Origin of the sequence: Streptomyces sp. TLI_171, from assembly GCF_003610255.1 — a bacterium.
GTDB lineage: Bacteria > Actinomycetota > Actinomycetes > Streptomycetales > Streptomycetaceae > Kitasatospora.
This window is the reverse complement of sequence record NZ_RAPS01000001.1, coordinates 4,309,416-4,324,768: the sequence shown is the minus strand read 5'-3', so window position 1 is coordinate 4,324,768 and position 15,353 is coordinate 4,309,416. Positions and strand designations below refer to the sequence as shown.

The 15,353-nt window shown below is 72.3% G+C and carries 16 protein-coding genes and 1 riboswitch; of the genes, 6 read left to right on the top strand and 10 right to left on the bottom strand.

Features of this window, described 5'->3' with window-relative positions:
- Positions 1 to 123 precede the first annotated feature (123 nt).
- Positions 124 to 777 (top strand): hypothetical protein, encoded by a 654-nt coding sequence (locus BX266_RS19860; protein WP_099908083.1) that lies wholly within the window; start codon positions 124 to 126, stop codon positions 775 to 777.
- Here BX266_RS19860 and BX266_RS19855 read toward each other — a convergent pair.
- The 6 genes from BX266_RS19855 to thrC all read right to left on the bottom strand — a co-directional run bounded on the left by BX266_RS19855 (position 758) and on the right by thrC (position 5,775).
- Positions 758 to 1,018 carry a DUF4031 domain-containing protein gene (locus BX266_RS19855; RefSeq protein ID WP_099901669.1) on the bottom strand — a complete coding sequence of 87 codons (261 nt, stop codon included), beginning with the start codon at positions 1,016 to 1,018 and terminating at the stop codon, positions 758 to 760. The two genes, BX266_RS19860 and BX266_RS19855, sit on opposite strands and share 20 nt — an antisense overlap.
- Positions 1,015 to 1,374 carry a hypothetical protein gene (locus BX266_RS19850; protein ID WP_099901667.1) on the bottom strand — a complete coding sequence of 120 codons (360 nt, stop codon included), beginning with the start codon at positions 1,372 to 1,374 and terminating at the stop codon, positions 1,015 to 1,017. The genes BX266_RS19855 and BX266_RS19850 overlap by 4 nt, the downstream gene beginning before the upstream one ends.
- A 122-nt stretch (positions 1,375 to 1,496) precedes the next feature.
- A complete protein-coding gene (gene groL / locus BX266_RS19845; RefSeq protein ID WP_099901665.1) occupies positions 1,497 to 3,119 on the bottom strand; it encodes a chaperonin GroEL in 1,623 nt (540 codons plus the stop codon).
- A 309-nt stretch (positions 3,120 to 3,428) separates the two neighbouring features.
- On the bottom strand, positions 3,429 to 3,635 hold the full coding sequence (locus BX266_RS19840) for a cold-shock protein (protein ID WP_014137493.1): 207 nt from the start codon (positions 3,633 to 3,635) through the stop codon (positions 3,429 to 3,431).
- 560 nt (positions 3,636 to 4,195) lie between these two features.
- The gene (locus BX266_RS19835; protein WP_099901663.1) at positions 4,196 to 4,474 is read right to left on the bottom strand and encodes a MoaD/ThiS family protein; all 279 of its coding nucleotides are present in this window, start codon (positions 4,472 to 4,474) and stop codon (positions 4,196 to 4,198) included.
- 26 nt (positions 4,475 to 4,500) lie between these two features.
- Positions 4,501 to 5,775: a threonine synthase gene (thrC, locus tag BX266_RS19830; protein WP_259464766.1), complete on the bottom strand. Its 1,275-nt coding sequence runs from the start codon at positions 5,773 to 5,775 to the stop codon at positions 4,501 to 4,503.
- Positions 5,776 to 5,792: 17 nt separating this feature from the next.
- Positions 5,793 to 5,920, bottom strand: a riboswitch (SAM riboswitch).
- A gap of 139 nt (positions 5,921 to 6,059) precedes the next feature.
- Here thrC and BX266_RS19825 point away from each other — a divergent pair.
- Positions 6,060 to 7,061 carry a glucosyl-3-phosphoglycerate synthase gene (locus BX266_RS19825; protein WP_099901659.1) on the top strand — a complete coding sequence of 334 codons (1,002 nt, stop codon included), beginning with the start codon at positions 6,060 to 6,062 and terminating at the stop codon, positions 7,059 to 7,061.
- 72 nt (positions 7,062 to 7,133) lie between these two features.
- Positions 7,134 to 8,603 (top strand): trehalose-6-phosphate synthase, encoded by a 1,470-nt coding sequence (locus BX266_RS19820; protein WP_099901657.1) that lies wholly within the window; start codon positions 7,134 to 7,136, stop codon positions 8,601 to 8,603.
- 47 nt (positions 8,604 to 8,650) lie between these two features.
- Here the strand turns inward: BX266_RS19820 and otsB are convergent, their stop codons facing one another.
- The 4 genes from otsB to BX266_RS19800 form a co-directional block, all read right to left on the bottom strand.
- Positions 8,651 to 9,499, bottom strand: a complete 849-nt coding sequence (gene otsB, locus BX266_RS19815) for a trehalose-phosphatase (RefSeq protein WP_099901656.1) — start codon at positions 9,497 to 9,499, stop codon at positions 8,651 to 8,653.
- A gap of 45 nt (positions 9,500 to 9,544) precedes the next feature.
- Positions 9,545 to 9,775 (bottom strand): DUF3263 domain-containing protein, encoded by a 231-nt coding sequence (locus BX266_RS19810; RefSeq protein ID WP_099901654.1) that lies wholly within the window; start codon positions 9,773 to 9,775, stop codon positions 9,545 to 9,547.
- A 25-nt stretch (positions 9,776 to 9,800) separates the two neighbouring features.
- Complete coding sequence (locus BX266_RS19805; protein WP_259464765.1) at positions 9,801 to 11,060, bottom strand: extracellular solute-binding protein; 1,260 nt, start codon at positions 11,058 to 11,060, stop codon at positions 9,801 to 9,803.
- 150 nt (positions 11,061 to 11,210) lie between these two features.
- Entirely contained in the window at positions 11,211 to 11,999 is a 789-nt protein-coding gene (locus BX266_RS19800) for a DeoR/GlpR family DNA-binding transcription regulator (protein ID WP_099901652.1), read from the bottom strand.
- 156 nt (positions 12,000 to 12,155) lie between these two features.
- Between BX266_RS19800 and BX266_RS19795 the strand changes: the two genes are divergently transcribed.
- The 3 genes from BX266_RS19795 (at position 12,156) to nagA (ending at position 15,317) form a co-directional block, all read left to right on the top strand.
- Positions 12,156 to 13,076 (top strand): SIS domain-containing protein, encoded by a 921-nt coding sequence (locus BX266_RS19795; RefSeq protein ID WP_099901650.1) that lies wholly within the window; start codon positions 12,156 to 12,158, stop codon positions 13,074 to 13,076.
- A 136-nt stretch (positions 13,077 to 13,212) separates the two neighbouring features.
- Positions 13,213 to 14,145: an ROK family protein gene (locus BX266_RS19790; protein WP_099901648.1), complete on the top strand. Its 933-nt coding sequence runs from the start codon at positions 13,213 to 13,215 to the stop codon at positions 14,143 to 14,145.
- Positions 14,142 to 15,317 carry an N-acetylglucosamine-6-phosphate deacetylase gene (gene nagA, locus BX266_RS19785; RefSeq protein ID WP_099901646.1) on the top strand — a complete coding sequence of 392 codons (1,176 nt, stop codon included), beginning with the start codon at positions 14,142 to 14,144 and terminating at the stop codon, positions 15,315 to 15,317. The genes BX266_RS19790 and nagA overlap by 4 nt, the downstream gene beginning before the upstream one ends.
- The last annotated feature ends 36 nt before the right edge of the window (positions 15,318 to 15,353 follow it).

The following is a 15,353-nucleotide window of genomic DNA, read 5'->3' as shown; positions in this document are numbered from 1 at the left end:
TCTTGCATACCGAGTATGTATAGCTGCCGCGCGCCGCGTACTCAAGTCTGCGGCATAAGTCGGTGAACTACATATACGCTGGATCACATCGGCCCGTCACCGGAAGGGAGCAGAATGGCCGTCATGACCGCATCGCTGTCCGCTCGCTGGCACGACCTGCTCACCCGCTGCGGCGCCACCGCCGACCCGGGGCCCTACGCCGACGACCTGCTCGCCCGCTGGGCCGAGCCGCAGCGCCGCTACCACACCACCTCGCACCTGCGGGCCGTCCTCGACCGCGTCGACGAACTCGCGGAACACGCCGACGACCCCGACGCCGTCCGCCTCGCCGCCTGGTTCCACGACGCCGTCTACCGGCCCGACCGCTCCGAGAACGAGGAGCGCAGCGCGAGCCTCGCCTGCCGTGCCCTCCGCGAGGCCGGCCTCGCCGAACCCCTGGTGCACGAGGTCGACCGCCTGGTCCGGCTCACCGTCACCCACCACCCCGCCCCCGGCGACCGCAACGGCGAGGTCCTCTGCGACGCCGACCTCGCGATCCTCGGCTCCCCGCCCGAGACCTACGCCGCCTACACCGCCGCCATCCGCGGCGAGTACTCCTTCGTCCCCCCGGACGCCTTCCGCGAGGGCCGCGCCGCGATCCTCCGCCAGCTGCTCGCCCTCCCCGCCCTCTACCGCACCCCCGAGGCGCACGAACGCTACGACGCGCAGGCCCGCCGCAACATGCACCACGAGCTGGCCGAGCTGGAGAGCCGGCCGCTCACCGACCGCCCTTCCTGACCCTGAGTCCCGCCGCCGTCAGCCGGGCCACCAGCTCCTTGCTGCCCACCGGCGTCGCGCCCAGCGCCAGCGCCCTGTCGTACCAGGACGCGGGAAGGTCGTAGTGATCCCGCTCGAAGCCCTTCGCGGGAACGCCCAACTCGGCGGCGAAGGCGTGCAGTTCCTCCAGCGAGACGTCACTGACCAGGTGCGACCACCACTTCCCGTGCCCGGGCCAGTCCGGCGGATCGATCAGGATCACGCGAGGCCGCCGACCGGGGCGACCACCACGCCCCGCTTGCCGCACACCCAGTGCGGATCGGGCCCCAATTCCGGCTCCACCCCGAGCGCGTGCGGATCGTCCTCCTCGGCCGCGCACGCCGTGCACAGCGGCCACCGCCCGTAGGACTCCAGCAGCGCGTCCTGCACGTCCTGGGCGATCAGCCCGAGCACGAACTCGCACCCGGCCGGCCACTGTTCGAGCCACCAGCGGCGATGGGTGACGGCGTCCTCCACCAGGGAGACGACCGCCGCATCGGCGACGTCCCGCGCGGTGAGGTCGGCGAGGATCTGCGCCCGCGCACTGTGCAGGGCGGCTTCGATGTCAGCACTGGCCATCCGCCCATTGTCCCGCAGTCCGCCGCCGCATCGGGAAGGCCCCGGCGGGAACGCCGCAGGGGCGGCCTCCCGTGAAGGGAGACCGCCCCTGCGAAGCGATCGGACCGTCGGATCCCGGAGGATCAGAAGTCCATGTCACCGCCCGGCATGCCGCCGCCGGCGGCCGCGGCGGCCTTCTCCGGCTTGTCGGCGATGACGGCCTCGGTCGTGAGGAACAGCGCCGCGATGGAGGCGGCGTTCTGCAGCGCGGAGCGGGTGACCTTGGCGGGGTCGATGATGCCGGAGGCGATCAGGTCGACGTACTCGTTGGTCGCGGCGTTCAGGCCGTGGCCGGCGGGCAGGTTGCGGACCTTCTCGACCACGACGCCGCCCTCGAGGCCGGCGTTGGTGGCGATCTGCTTGATCGGGGCCTCGAGCGCCACGCGGACGATGTTGGCGCCGGTGGCCTCGTCGCCCTCCAGCTCCAGCTTGTCGAACGCGACACCGGCCTGCAGCAGGGCGACGCCGCCACCGGCGACGATGCCCTCCTCGACGGCGGCCTTGGCGTTGCGCACCGCGTCCTCGATGCGGTGCTTGCGCTCCTTGAGCTCGACCTCGGTGGCCGCGCCGGCCTTGATGACGGCGACGCCGCCGGCCAGCTTGGCGAGGCGCTCCTGGAGCTTCTCGCGGTCGTAGTCCGAGTCGGAGTTCTCGATCTCGGCGCGGATCTGGTTGACCCGGCCGGCGACCTGGTCGCTGTCGCCGCCGCCGTCGACGATGGTGGTCTCGTCCTTGGTGATGACGACCTTGCGGGCGGTGCCCAGCAGGTCCAGGCCGGCGTTCTCGAGCTTGAGGCCGACCTCCTCGGAGATCACGGTGCCGCCGGTGAGGATGGCGATGTCGCCGAGCATGGCCTTGCGGCGGTCGCCGAAGCCCGGGGCCTTGACGGCGACGGACTTGAAGGTGCCGCGGATCTTGTTCACGACCAGGGTGGAGAGGGCCTCGCCCTCCACGTCCTCGGCGATGATGATGAGCGGCTTGCCGCTCTGCATGACCTTCTCCAGCAGCGGGAGGAGGTCCTTCACCGAGGAGATCTTGGAGTTGGCGATGAGGATGTACGGGTCCTCGAAGCTCGCCTCCATGCGCTCCAGGTCGGTGGCGAAGTAGGCGGAGATGTAGCCCTTGTCGAAGCGCATGCCCTCGGTGAGCTCGAGCTCCAGACCGAAGGTGTTGCTCTCCTCGACGGTGATGACGCCTTCCTTGCCGACCTTGTCCATGGCCTCGGCGATGAGCTCGCCGATCTGGGTGTCGGCGGCGGAGATGGAGGCGGTGGAGGCGATCTGCTCCTTGGTCTCGACGTCCTTGGCCTGGGCCAGCAGCTGGTCGGAGACGGCGGCGACGGCCTTCTCGATGCCGCGCTTCAGGGCCATCGGGTTGGCGCCGGCGGCGACGTTGCGCAGACCCTCGCGGACGAGCGCCTGGGCGAGCACGGTGGCGGTGGTGGTGCCGTCACCCGCGACGTCGTCGGTCTTCTTGGCGACCTCCTTGACGAGCTCGGCGCCGATCTTCTCGTACGGGTCCTCGAGCTCGATCTCCTTGGCGATGGAGACACCGTCGTTGGTGATCGTGGGGGCGCCCCACTTCTTCTCCAGGACGACGTTGCGACCCTTGGGGCCGAGCGTGACCTTCACGGCGTCGGCAAGCTGGTTCATGCCACACTCAAGGCCGCGGCGGGCTTCCTCGTCAAAGGCGATGATCTTGGCCATCAGAAGTGGTCCTCCGGGACACGGTCGACTGCTCGGACCAAGGGGTGCCCGCGACGGACGGCCCAGCGAGCGGGGGTCCCTTCCCCTACCGCTCCCGGGGCCTCACCGGCCCGGTCCGTTTGTCACTCTCACACTGTGAGTGCTAACGCCAATGATTAGCACTCTCGGGTGGCGAGTGCAAGCCCATTCGGCTCGCGCCAGCGCCCCCGGGGAAAGCCGCGGGCCGCCGCCGCAAGCCGACAGGCCCGCCCCGGACGCCGTCGCGTCGGGGCGGGCCTGTCGGTCGTGCGTGCGGTGCCTACCGGGCCGTCAGGCGCCGGCGGCGCGGACCATGTCGGCCTGCGGACCCTTCTGACCCTGCGAGATCTCGAACTCGACCCGCTGGCCCTCTTCCAGGGTGCGGTAGCCGTCCATCTGGATCGCGCTGTAGTGGACGAACACGTCCGCTCCACCGTCGACCGCGATGAAGCCGTAGCCCTTCTCGGCGTTGAACCACTTGACGGTGCCCTGAGCCATTCCGAACTCCCCTTGTGCTGTGCTGGCCCTTCAGAGATCCGCGGGACGCGGACCCGAGGTCTGGAAGGCCGGCCTGGGGACTCCCCCCCTACGGCGCAGCCTCTGTCGCGGCTGAATGTATCCGGATATGCGCCCTGTGCAACAGGCCCAAATTTCGGGGAAAGGCCAAGCCCCGCAGGGGATATGACGGGGCGAAAGGAACATCGGCCGACAATTGCCGCCGGACATAACGGACGCATCACCGCAAATCGCCGGAATAATTCTGACGGCGGCCTGACAGAACGGGCGGCGAGCAGTCCGGCGCATGTCTCAGCGCGCGGGACGGAACGGGGTCCTGCACGGGCGGAGCGCGGTGCGGAAATCGAGGATTGAACCGGGCCGTGGAGGGGAACGGCCGCACCGGCACTCTACTCCCTACCCGGTGCCGGAATTGCAGCGCCCCGCCGGGTGGAGAACCGCAGGTGCGCGGCTATTGGGGCGGGTACGCGCGAAGCCGCCGCCGGCGGACCGGAAAAGGGAATTCCGGACCGCGGCGGCGGCGCCGTGATTGTGGGGCCGCGTCAGCAGCCGCCGGCCACCGCCGGAATGATCGACACCGAGGCGCCGTCCTTGATCTCGGTGTCCAGGCCGCCGTCGAAACGCACGTCGTCGTCGTTGACGTACACGTTGACGAAGCGGCGCAGCTTGCCGGTGTCGTCCAGCAGGCGGGCGGCGATCCCGGCGTGGTTCGCCTCCAGGTCCGCGATGACGGCGGCCAGGGTGGCGCCCTCGGCGGTCACCTCGGCGGCGCCGCCGGTGTAGGTGCGCAGGATGGTCGGGATGCGGACGGTGGCGCTCATGCGGGTGCTCCTCGGACGTGGGGGTTTCAGGCGGTGGCGAGGCCGGCGGCGCGGAAGGACTCCAGCGTCGGGCGGATCACGGCGGTCATGCCGGCGTCGGCGACCGCGTCGAGGGTCTTCAGGCCGTCGCCGGTGTTGATCGCGACGGTCTCCTTGGACGGGTCGAGCTGACCGGTCTCGACCAGCTTCTTCAGCACGCCGACGGTCACGCCGCCCGCGGTCTCGGCGAAGATGCCCTCGGTGCGGGCCAGCAGCTTGATCGCCTCGACCACCTCGGCGTCGGTGACGTCCTCGACGGCGCCGCCGGTGCGGCGGGCGATGTCCAGCACGTACGGGCCGTCGGCCGGGTTGCCGATCGCCAGCGACTTGGCGATGGTGTCCGGCTTGACCGGCTTGATCACGTCGCGGCCGGCCTTGAAGGCGGCGGAGACCGGGGAGCAGCCCTCGGCCTGGGCGCCGAAGATCTTGTACGGCCGGTCCTCGACCAGGCCGAGCTTGATCAGCTCCTGCAGGCCCTTGTCGATCTTGGTGAGCTGGGAGCCGGAGGCGATCGGGATGACGATCTGCTCGGGCAGCCGCCAGCCGAGCTGCTCGCAGATCTCGAACGCCAGGGTCTTGGAGCCCTCGCCGTAGTACGGGCGCAGGTTGACGTTGACGAAGCCCCAGCCCTCGCCGACCGGGTCGCCGATCAGCTCCGAGCAGAAGCGGTTCACGTCGTCGTAGTTGCCGTCGATGCCGACCAGCTCGCCGCCGTACACGCCGGCCATCACGACCTTGCCCTGCTCCAGGTCGTGCGGGATGAACACGCAGGACTTGAAGCCAGCCCGGGCGGCGGCGGCGCCCACCGCGCCGGCCAGGTTGCCGGTCGACGAGCAGGACAGGGTGGTGAAGTGGAAGGCGCGGGCGGCCTCGATGGCGCAGGCCACCACCCGGTCCTTGAAGGAGTGGGTGGGGTTGCCGGAGTCGTCCTTGATGTGCAGCTGCGCGGTGAAGCCCAGCTCGCGGCCCAGGTTGTCGGCCTTCACCAGCGGGGTCCAGCCGGGGTTCAGGTTCGGCTTCTCGGCGACGTCGGCCGGGACGGGCAGCAGCGGGGCGTAGCGCCAGATCGACGCCGGCCCGGCCTCGATCCGCTTGCGCAGCTCCTCGGCGTCGTAGCCCGCGTAGTCGTACGCGATCTCCAGCGGGCCGAAACACTCGATGCAGGCGAAGTCCGGACCGAGCGGGGAGCGCGCGCCGCATTCGCGACAGGACAGCGCGGCGGCGGGACCGAGATCGACGGTGGCGGCAGTGTCAACAGCCATGGTGGCGAGGCCCTTTCTCCTCATCTTCCCCGGAGCGCGGTCGCGTCCGGGACGGAATTGGCACCTGTCCCGCCGGGCCTGCTGGCCGCACGGGAGGGTTGCCGGGACTTCAACGGGCCGTTCCCTCAGTCCCTCTGGATGAGCTCTGTGAAGTTGTGGTCCTGCACTGCGAGCGACCCCGGCGTGCGAAGGTCCGATCGCATTACGAAGACTGTATCCGAAGGCCCCGGGCGGACCCACCCTCCGTCCGACACCCGAGACAGACCGAGACAGGGAGCGAGATCTTGGCCGAGCAGCCCGAGCCCGGGGTCCTGCCGGAGGTGGCCGACTGGCTGCGCCGCCGGTCCTGGAGCGCCGCCGACCGCCCGCTCGACGTGCTGCTCGCGGCCAAACGCGCCGCCGGGCCGGCCGGCACCGTGTCCGTGGTGCTGCCCGCCCTGGACGAGGAGTCCACCGTCGGCGAGATCGTCGCCGCGATCCGGGGCGAGCTGATGGAGCGCGTCCCGCTGGTGGACGAGCTGGTGGTGGTCGACTCCGGGTCGGTGGACGACACCGCCGCCGCCGCGGCCGCCGCCGGCGCGCGGGTGGTGCACCGGGACGCCGTGCTGCCCCGGCTGCCCGCCGGCCCCGGCAAGGGCGAGGTGCTGTGGCGCGCGCTGTACGCCACCAGCGGCGCGATCGTCTGCTACGTGGACGCCGACCTGCGCGAGTTCGACCCGGCGTTCGTCTCCGGCATCGTCGGCCCGCTGCTCACCGACCCCGGCCTGCACCTGGTCAAGGCCATGTACGACCGCCCCTTCGAGGCCGACGGCGCCGTCGTCCCGGCCGGCGGCGGCCGGGTGACCGAACTGGTCGCCCGCCCGCTGCTCAACCTGCACTGGCCGCAACTGGCGGGCTTCGTCCAGCCGCTCGGCGGCGAGTACGCGGCCCGCCGCAGCCTGCTGGAGCGGCTCCCGTTCCCGACCGGCTACGGGGTCGAACTCGGCCTGCTGGTCGACGCGTTGGAGCTGGTCGGGCTGGACGCGCTGGCCCAGGTCGACGTCGGCGTCCGGCACCACCGGCACCAGGACGGCCAGGCCCTCGGCCGGATGGCCGCCACCATCTACCGCACCGCCCTGGAGCGTCTCGACCGCACCCACCGCCTCAAGGCCGACGCCGACCTGGTCCGCCCCCTGCTGACCCAGTACACCCGCACCCCCGCGGGTTTCACCCCCCGCACCCACCCCGTCCCGGCCGCCGAACGCCCCCCGATGGCCACCGTCCCGGAGTACCGCGAGCGGCACTGAGCCCCGAGTGTTCATCCGCCGCCGGCCGCGCCGAGTGGTTTGGTCGGCGGATCGCACGGCAAGGTTGGCTGTATGGCCGATCACGCGTCCGAACGCCCCGAGCAGTCCGGAGCCGCCCCGATCCTGGTGGCCTCCAACCGCGGTCCGGTGTCCTTCCGCACGGAGGACGACGGCACCCTGACCCTTCGCAGAGGCGGAGGCGGTCTGGTCTCCGGCCTGTCCGCGATCGACGACCCGTCAGCCGTCTGGGTGTGCGCCGCGCTCTCCGACGCCGACCGCACCGCCGCCCGGCAGGCCCCCGACGGGCGCCTCGACCTGGCCGGACACGACGTCGGCGGACAGGCCGTCCGGATGCTGGACATCGCCCCGGAGACCTTCGCCCGCGCCTACAACGGCGTCGCCAACTCCACCCTGTGGTTCGTCCACCACCTGCTGTACGAGATGCCGGTCGAACCCGCCTTCGGCCCCGAGTTCCGCACCGAGTGGGCCGCCTACCTCGCCTACAACACCGCCTTCGCCGAGGCCCTCGCCGCCGAGGCCGCCCCCGGCGCGGCCGTGCTGATCCAGGACTACCACCTGTCACTGACCCCCGCGCTGCTCCGCGCGCTCCGCCCGGACCTGCGGATCGGCCACTTCTCGCACACCCCCTGGGCCCCGCCCGACTACTACCGGCTGCTGCCCGACGACGTCGCCGCCGCCGTCCTCGAAGGCATCCTGGGAGCCGACCGCGCCGCCTTCCTCACCCGCCGCTGGGCCCTCGCCTTCGCCGACTGCTGCGAAGCCGTCCTGGGCGCGAGCGTCGACCGCTCCGCGCTGACCGTCACGCACCGCGGCCGCACCACCCGGATCGGCGTCCACGGGCTCGGCGCCGACGGCGACTTCCTGCGCGACCGCTCGCACCGGCCCGACGTGGACGAACGCCTCGCCGCCCTGCGCGCGACCGTCGGCGACCGCCGCACCGTCGTCCGGGTCGACCGCACCGAGCTCAGCAAGAACATCGTCCGTGGCCTGCTCGCCTACCGGCACCTGCTGCGCACCCGCCCCGAATGGCTCGACCGGGTCGTCCACATCGCCTTCGCGTACCCCTCGCGCACCGACCTCGCCGCCTACCGGGACTACACCGCCGCGGTGCAACGCATCGCCGCGGAGATCAACGCCGAATTCGGCACCCCCGACTGGCAGCCCGTGCTGCTGCACGTCGACGACGACTTCCCGCGCTCGCTGGCCGCGTACCGGCTCGCCGACGTCGCCCTGGTCAACCCCATCCGCGACGGCATGAACCTGGTCGCCAAGGAGGTCCCGGTCGTCTCCGACCAGGGCTGCGCCCTGGTCCTCTCCCGCGAGGCCGGCGCCCACGCGGAACTCGCCGACGACGCGATCACCGTCAACCCCTTCGACGTCATCGCCACCGCCGACGCCCTCGCCGAGGCCCTCGCCATGCCCCCGGCCGAACGCACCGACCGCACCAAACGCCTGGCCGCCGCCGCCACGGCGCTCCCGCCCCAGCAATGGTTCCTGGACCAGCTGAACGCCCTGAACTAGCGCCCCGCCGGGGGCGCGGGGACCCGCGCCCCCGGTCGGGGCGACGGTCAGGAACTGAGCAACTCCGCGAGGCCGTTCAGCAGGTCGACGACTCCGGCGGGGCCGGCCACGAGGAGGTCGGCGCGGGCGGCGAGGGCGGCGACGGGGGGTTCGCCGGTGACCGGGCCGCTGCAGACCAGGAGGCCCGGGTGGCCGGCCTCGCGGCGGCGGGCGATCTCGTCGTAGGCGGCGAGGTCGCCGAGGTCGTCGCCGGCGAAGAGCACCGCGTCCGCGGACTTCTCGGCGAGGAAGCCCCGCAGCGCCGCGCCCTTGTCGACGCCGGGCGGGCGCAGCTCCAGCACCATCCGGCCGGGTTCGACCACCAGGCCGTGCCGGTGCGCCAGTTCGCCCAGCGGGGCGCGGAGCTCTTCCAGCAGCTCGTCCGGTGAGGGCGCCCGCCGAGTGTGGACGGCCAGGGCGCGCTCCTTGTCCTCCACGAAGGTCCCTTCGGGGACCTTCAGCTCGGTGAGCAGCGCGGGGAGTTCGGCCCGCACGGCGGCCACCCCGGGCGGCGGCGGGGCGGCGGTGACGGCGCCGGTGCGGGCGTCCCAGCGTTCGGCGCCGTAGTGGCCGAGGACGGTGAGGTGTTCGAGGCCGGGCGCGGCGGCGAACCCGCCGTAGGCGGCGGCGGTGGCGGCGGGCCGGCCGGTGACGATGACGACGGAGCCGATCAGCGGGGCCAGCGCGGTGAGGGCGGGGACGACGCCCGGGTGGGCGCGCGCGTGGTCGGGGTCGGCGACGATCGGGGCGAGCGTGCCGTCGAAGTCGAGTCCCACGACGGCGGAGCGGGGGTCGGCGAGCAGGCCCGCCAGTCCGGTCCGGCCTGCCGGGGAGGTGATCTGTTCGGCGATTCCCATGCCGTCGACGCTACCGGGCGCGGGCGGCCGGCGGGCGGTATCCGGTCACTGCCGGGCGTCGCGCCGCGCCTGCCGGACCCGTCGGAGCCGGTTGACCAGGACGGCGTCGAAGGCCAGCGCCTCCTGCCGGTCGAGCAGCGCGCCCAGCAGTTGGTAGTAGCGGGTGGCGGAGATCCCGAGCTCCTGCCGGATCGCCTGTTCCTTGGCGCCGGCGGTCCGCCACCCGCGTGCTTCCAGTTCGAGGACCGCCCGGTCGCGGTCGGTCAGTTCGGCCATGCGTCCAGGCTAAGCGGCCGGGGTGTCAGCCCTTGCGGGCGCGGGAGGCCTCGGCGGTCGCGGCGGTCTGGAGTTCGCCGAGCACCCCGTCCCCGCCGGGCCGGACGGCCTCGCCCATGCGCTGCTTGAGCAGGCTGCTGACCTTGTCCCAGGAGGGGTCGCCGTAGGGGTAGAAGCTGGCGGTCGGCAGCACCTTGAGGAATTCGGTGAGGTCCTCGTGGGCGGGGTTGGCGGACAGCTCGTCGAGGGTGTCCTGGGTGACGGGGAGCAGGTTGTACTCCTCGTCGAACTTGAGCGTGTTGTCCTTGGAGAGCGCGAAGTTGAGGAACTTCTTGATCTCGGCGCGGTGCCCGTTGGCCTTGAAGGCCATCAGCCAGTCGGCGACGCCGAACGCGACCGGCTTGACGTTCTTGTCCTTGCGCGGGATGGCCGCGGTGGCGTACTGGACCTTGCCGGCGGCGGCCTTGAGCAGGCCGGGGTGGCCGTTGAGCATGGCGACCTTGCCGTTGGTGAAGTCCTCGAAGGCGGTCTTCCGGTTGACCTTGCCGGGCTCGCCGTAGGTGAGGCCCTTCTCGATCAGGTTGGTGCGCACCCACTTGAAGGTCTCGTGGTTCTGGGTGCTGTCGAGGGTGTAGTTGCCGACGCTGTCGGAGAGCGCGCCGCCGCCGCTCATCGTCCAGATCATCGACTCGGCCTGGGCCTCCTCGGGGCCGAGCGGCAGCGCGTAGGGGGTGACGCCGGGGACCTTGGCGCGGATCAGCTCGGCGTCCTTGCGGAGCTCCTCCCAGGTGGTGGGCGGGGCGGCGATGCCGGCCTTGGCGAAGATCTCCTTGTTGTAGACGAACACCCGGCTGGAGGAGATGAACGGGATGCCGTACTGGCTGCCGAGCACCTGCCCGGCCTTGCTGAAGGAGTCCAGCAGGTTGGCCTGGGTGTCGATGGAGAGCACGTCGCCGACGGGGTAGAGGCGGTCGGCGGAGACCTGGTCGGCGAAGCCGCCGGTCTGCACGATGTCGGGGACCTTGCCCTTGGCGATCAGGTCGGCGACGCGCTTGTCGATGTCGTCCCAGGAGACCACGTCGACGTGCACCTTGATGTCGGAGTTGGCGGCTTCGAAGTCCTTGGCGACCTGGTTCCAGTACGCGGCGCTGGAGTTGGCCTGGCTGTCGCCGTAGTCGGCCGCGACCAGGTTGAGCGTCACCCCTCCCAGGTCGGTGAGGGCGCCGCAGCCGGAGAGCAGCAGGCAGCCGACGAGGGGCAGGGGGAGCAGCGCTGATCGCTTCAAGGTGGACCGCCTTCGGGAAAGGTGACAGCGGCGACCCTGGCAGTCACCCAGCGCAGTGGTCCAGACCTCTGATGACGGAAGTTATCGAAGTGTCAGATCCGGTTGCACCCAGCGCAACGTGGACTGCACAACCGTCCGCTATCCGAACTGTCACGCCGTCAGAACGGTGACCCCGGCGTCGGTGAAGGCGGCCGCGACCTCGTCCGGCACCTGGTCGTCGGTGACCAGGGTGTCCACCCGGTCCAGGCCGCAGATCCGGGCGAAGGCGCGGCGGCCGAGCTTGGAGGAGTCGGCGGCCACCACCACCCGGCGGGACCGCTCCGCGAGCAGCCGGTTGATCGCCGCCTCGCCCTCGTGGTGGGCGGTGGCGCCGTGCTCGACGTCGATCGCGTCCACGCCCAACACCGTGGCGTCCAGCGCGAGTTCGCCGAGCACCTGGGCGGCCAGCGGGCCGATCAGCTCGTACGACTGGGGGCGGGCGACGCCGCCGGTGACCACGATCTTCACCTGCGGACGGACCGTCAACTCGTTGGCGATGTTGAGGGCGTTGGTGACCACGGTCAGGCTCTGGCCGCTCTCGCCCTGCTCGGCCAGGTCGGCGCGGACGGCGAGCGCGCGGGCCACCTCGGTGGTGGTGGTGCCGCCGTTCAGGCCGACCACTTCGCCGGGGGCGACCAGTCCGGCCACCAGGGCGCCGATCCGCTGCTTGGCGTCGGCGTTGCGGGCGGTCTTGTAGCGCAGCGGCAGGTCGTAGGAGACGCTGTGCGCGACCGCGCCGCCCCGGGTGCGGGTGACCATCTGCTGGCGGGCCAGCTGGTCCAGATCGCGGCGAATGGTCGCGGCCGAGACGTCCAGCGCGCCGGCCGCCTCCTCGACGTCCAACTTGCCGTGCTCGGCCAGCAGTTCCAGCAGCGCGTTCCACCGCTCGTACCTGGACACCGTCCCGCTCCTCCCGCACAGCCCCGTTCACGGTCGGGACAGCTTCGCACACCGGGGCCGCTCCCGATGCATTGCGCAATGATGCGCGAAACAGCTATAAATCAATCAGCTTTGCGCACACAGTCCTGTCCGGCGAAGCCGAAGGAGCCCGCACCCATGCCGCACCCGTCCCTGACCGGCGAGGAGATCGCCACCCAGCCCGAGAACTGGCGCACCGCCGCGGCGCTGGCGGCGACCGGCCCGGCCGGCCTGCCGCAGCGCGGCGAGCGGGTGGCCGTGGTCGGCTGCGGCACCTCCTGGTTCATGGCGCAGGCGTACGCCGCACTGCGCGAGGCCGGCGGCCACGGCGAGACCGACGCCTTCGCCGCCTCCGAGTTCCCGCACGCCCGCCGCTACGACCGGGTGCTGGCGATCACCCGCTCCGGCACCACCACCGAGGTGCTGCGGCTGCTCGCCACCACCGGCCTGCCCTCCACCGCGATCACCGCCTGCCCCGACCAGCCGGTGGCGGCGGTGGCCGGCCACCTGGTCGACCTGGGCTTCGCCGACGAGTCCTCGGTGGTGCAGACCCGCTTCGCCACCACCGTGCTCGCCCTGCTCCGGGCCCACCTGGAGAGCGAGGCGGCCCGCCCGGCCGGCGTCGGCACCGTCGAGCAGGCCGCCGCGGACGCCGAGCGCGCGGTCGCCTGGCAGGTGCCGCAGGAGCTGGTGGCACTGGAGCAGATCTCCTTCCTCGGCACGGGCTGGACCAACGGCCTGGCCCAGGAGGCCGGGCTGAAGATGCGCGAGGCCGCGCTCGCCTGGACCGAGGCCTACCCTGCGATGGAGTACCGGCACGGCCCGATCTCGATCACCGCCCCGGGCCGCGCCGCCTGGGCGTTCGGCGAGCTGCCGGACGGCCTGGCGGGCGAGGTCGCGGCGGTCGGCGGCCGGCTGGTGGCCGACTCGCAGCCGGGCGGGCTGGACCCGCTGGCGGACCTGGTCCGGGTGCACCGGCTGGCCGTCGCGCTGGCCGAGCACCGCGGCCTGAACCCGGACCGGCCGCGCAACCTGACCCGGTCGATCGTCCTCGGCTGACCGCACGTCGGGTAACGGCTCCGCCACGCAAACCGCCCAGGAGACGGCAAAGAGCGATAAACCTCACCTCTCAGGACCAGACCAATCGAGCAACTGGACTAGACCTCTTAGACCCGGCCAAGGGAAACTGTCCCCCGTGAAGCACGTCATCGCACTCGATGTAGGCGGCACCGGCATGAAGGCCGCGCTGGTCGCCCAGGACGGCTCCGTGCTGTACGAAGCACGCCGACCGACCGGGCGGGAGCACGGCACCGATGCCGTCGTCGCCACCATCCTCGACTTCGCCGCCGACCTGGCGCAGGAGGGCCGCGCCCGGTTCGGCGCCGCCCCCCTCGCGGCGGGCGTCGCCGTGCCGGGAACGATCGACGAGAAGAACGGGATCGCGGTCTTCTCGGCCAACCTCGGCTGGCGCGACCTGCCGATGCGCAAGCTGCTCGGCGAGCGCCTCGGCGGCCTGCCCGTCGCCCTCGGCCACGACGTCCGCTCCGGCGGCCTCGCCGAGGGCCGGATCGGCGCCGGGCAGGGGGTCGACCGCTTCCTGTTCATCGCGCTCGGCACCGGCATCGCCGGCGCGATCGGGATCGGCGGCGCCATCGAGGCGGGCGCGCACGGCTACGGCGGCGAGATCGGCCACGTGGTGGTCCGCCCCGGCGGCCCGCAGTGCGGCTGCGGCGCCCGCGGCTGCCTGGAGACGCTGGCCTCGGCCTCCGCGGTCTCCCGCGCCTGGGCCGCGGCCTCCGGCGACCCGGACGCCGACGCCGCCGCCTGCGCGCTGGCCGTCGACGCCGGCGACCCGGCGGCGGTCGAGGTCTGGCAGAACGCGGTCGACGCGCTCGCCGACGGCATCGTGCTGGCGCAGAGCCTGCTCGACCCGTCCACGGTGATCGTCGGCGGCGGGCTGGCGGAGGCCGGTGACACGCTCTTCACCCCGCTGCGCGCCGCGGTGTCGGAGCGGTTGACCTTCCAGATGCCCCCGAAGGTCGTACCGGCCATGCTCAAAGACACCGCCGCGTCCCTGGGCGCAGGCTTGCTCGCCTGGGATCTGCTCTCCATGGAGGTGACCGCGTGACCGCGGACCGTACAGCACTGGCCGGCGCCCGACTGGTCCTTCCCGGCGGGGTGATCGACGGCGGCCGGCTCTCCGTCCAGGGCTCCCGCATCGCGGGCCTCGGCGGCGAGACGGAACCGGACGACCTCGACCTGACCGGGTACACCGTCGTCCCCGGCTTCGTCGACCTGCACGTGCACGGCGGCGGCGGCGCCTCGTACGCCTCCGGCATCGCCGAGGAGGCGCTCACCGCCGCCCGCACGCACCTGGAGCACGGCACCACCACGACGATGGCCTCCACCGTCACCGGCGAGATCGACGAGGTCTGCCGGCAGGCGGCAGTGCTCTCCGAGCTGGTCGAGGACGGCGTGCTGGCCGGCATCCACTTCGAGGGCCCGTTCATCTCGCACAACCGGTGCGGCGCCCACCGCCCCGACCTGCTCCGCGACCCCGACCCGGCGCTGGTGCGCAAGCTCGCCGACGCCGGCCGCGGCCACACGAAGATGTTCACCCTCGCCCCGGAGCTCCCCGGCGGGCTGGAGTCCGTCCGGATGCTGTCCGACCTCGGCATCATCGCCGCCGTCGGCCACACCGACTCCGACTACGAGGTCACCCTGCAGGCGATCGACGCCGGGGCGACCGTCGCCACCCACCTGTTCAACGCGATGCCGGGCATCCAGCACCGCGCCCCGGGCCCGATCGTCGCCCTGCTCGAGGACGAGCGGGTCACCGTCGAGCTGGTCAACGACGGCATCCACCTGCACCCCTCGGTGGTCGAGCTCGCCTACGGCACGGCCGGCGCCGAGCGCGTCGCGCTGATCACCGACGCGATGGGCGCCGCCGGCATGGGTGACGGCCTGTACCCGCTCGGCCCGCTCCAGGTCCGGGTCGAGAACGGCGTCGCCCGGCTGGTCGAGGGCGGCTCCATCGCCGGCTCCACCCTCACCCTGGACGTCGCCTTCCAGCGCGCCGTCACCGTCCTCGGCCTGTCGCTCAACCAGGCCGTCACCTCGCTGTCCACCGTCCCCGCCCGGCTGCTGGGCCTGGGCGACACCCTCGGCACCCTGGAGGCTGGCAAGAACGCCGACCTGGTCGTCCTCGACTCCGACAGCTACCAGCTCGTCGCGGTGATGCGCCGCGGCGAGTGGATCGTCGGCGCGGACCGCTTCGCCAGGGCCGGTAACCCGGCCTGACCCGGCGCCGCCCACCCGGGCGGCTCCCGGTCCTCC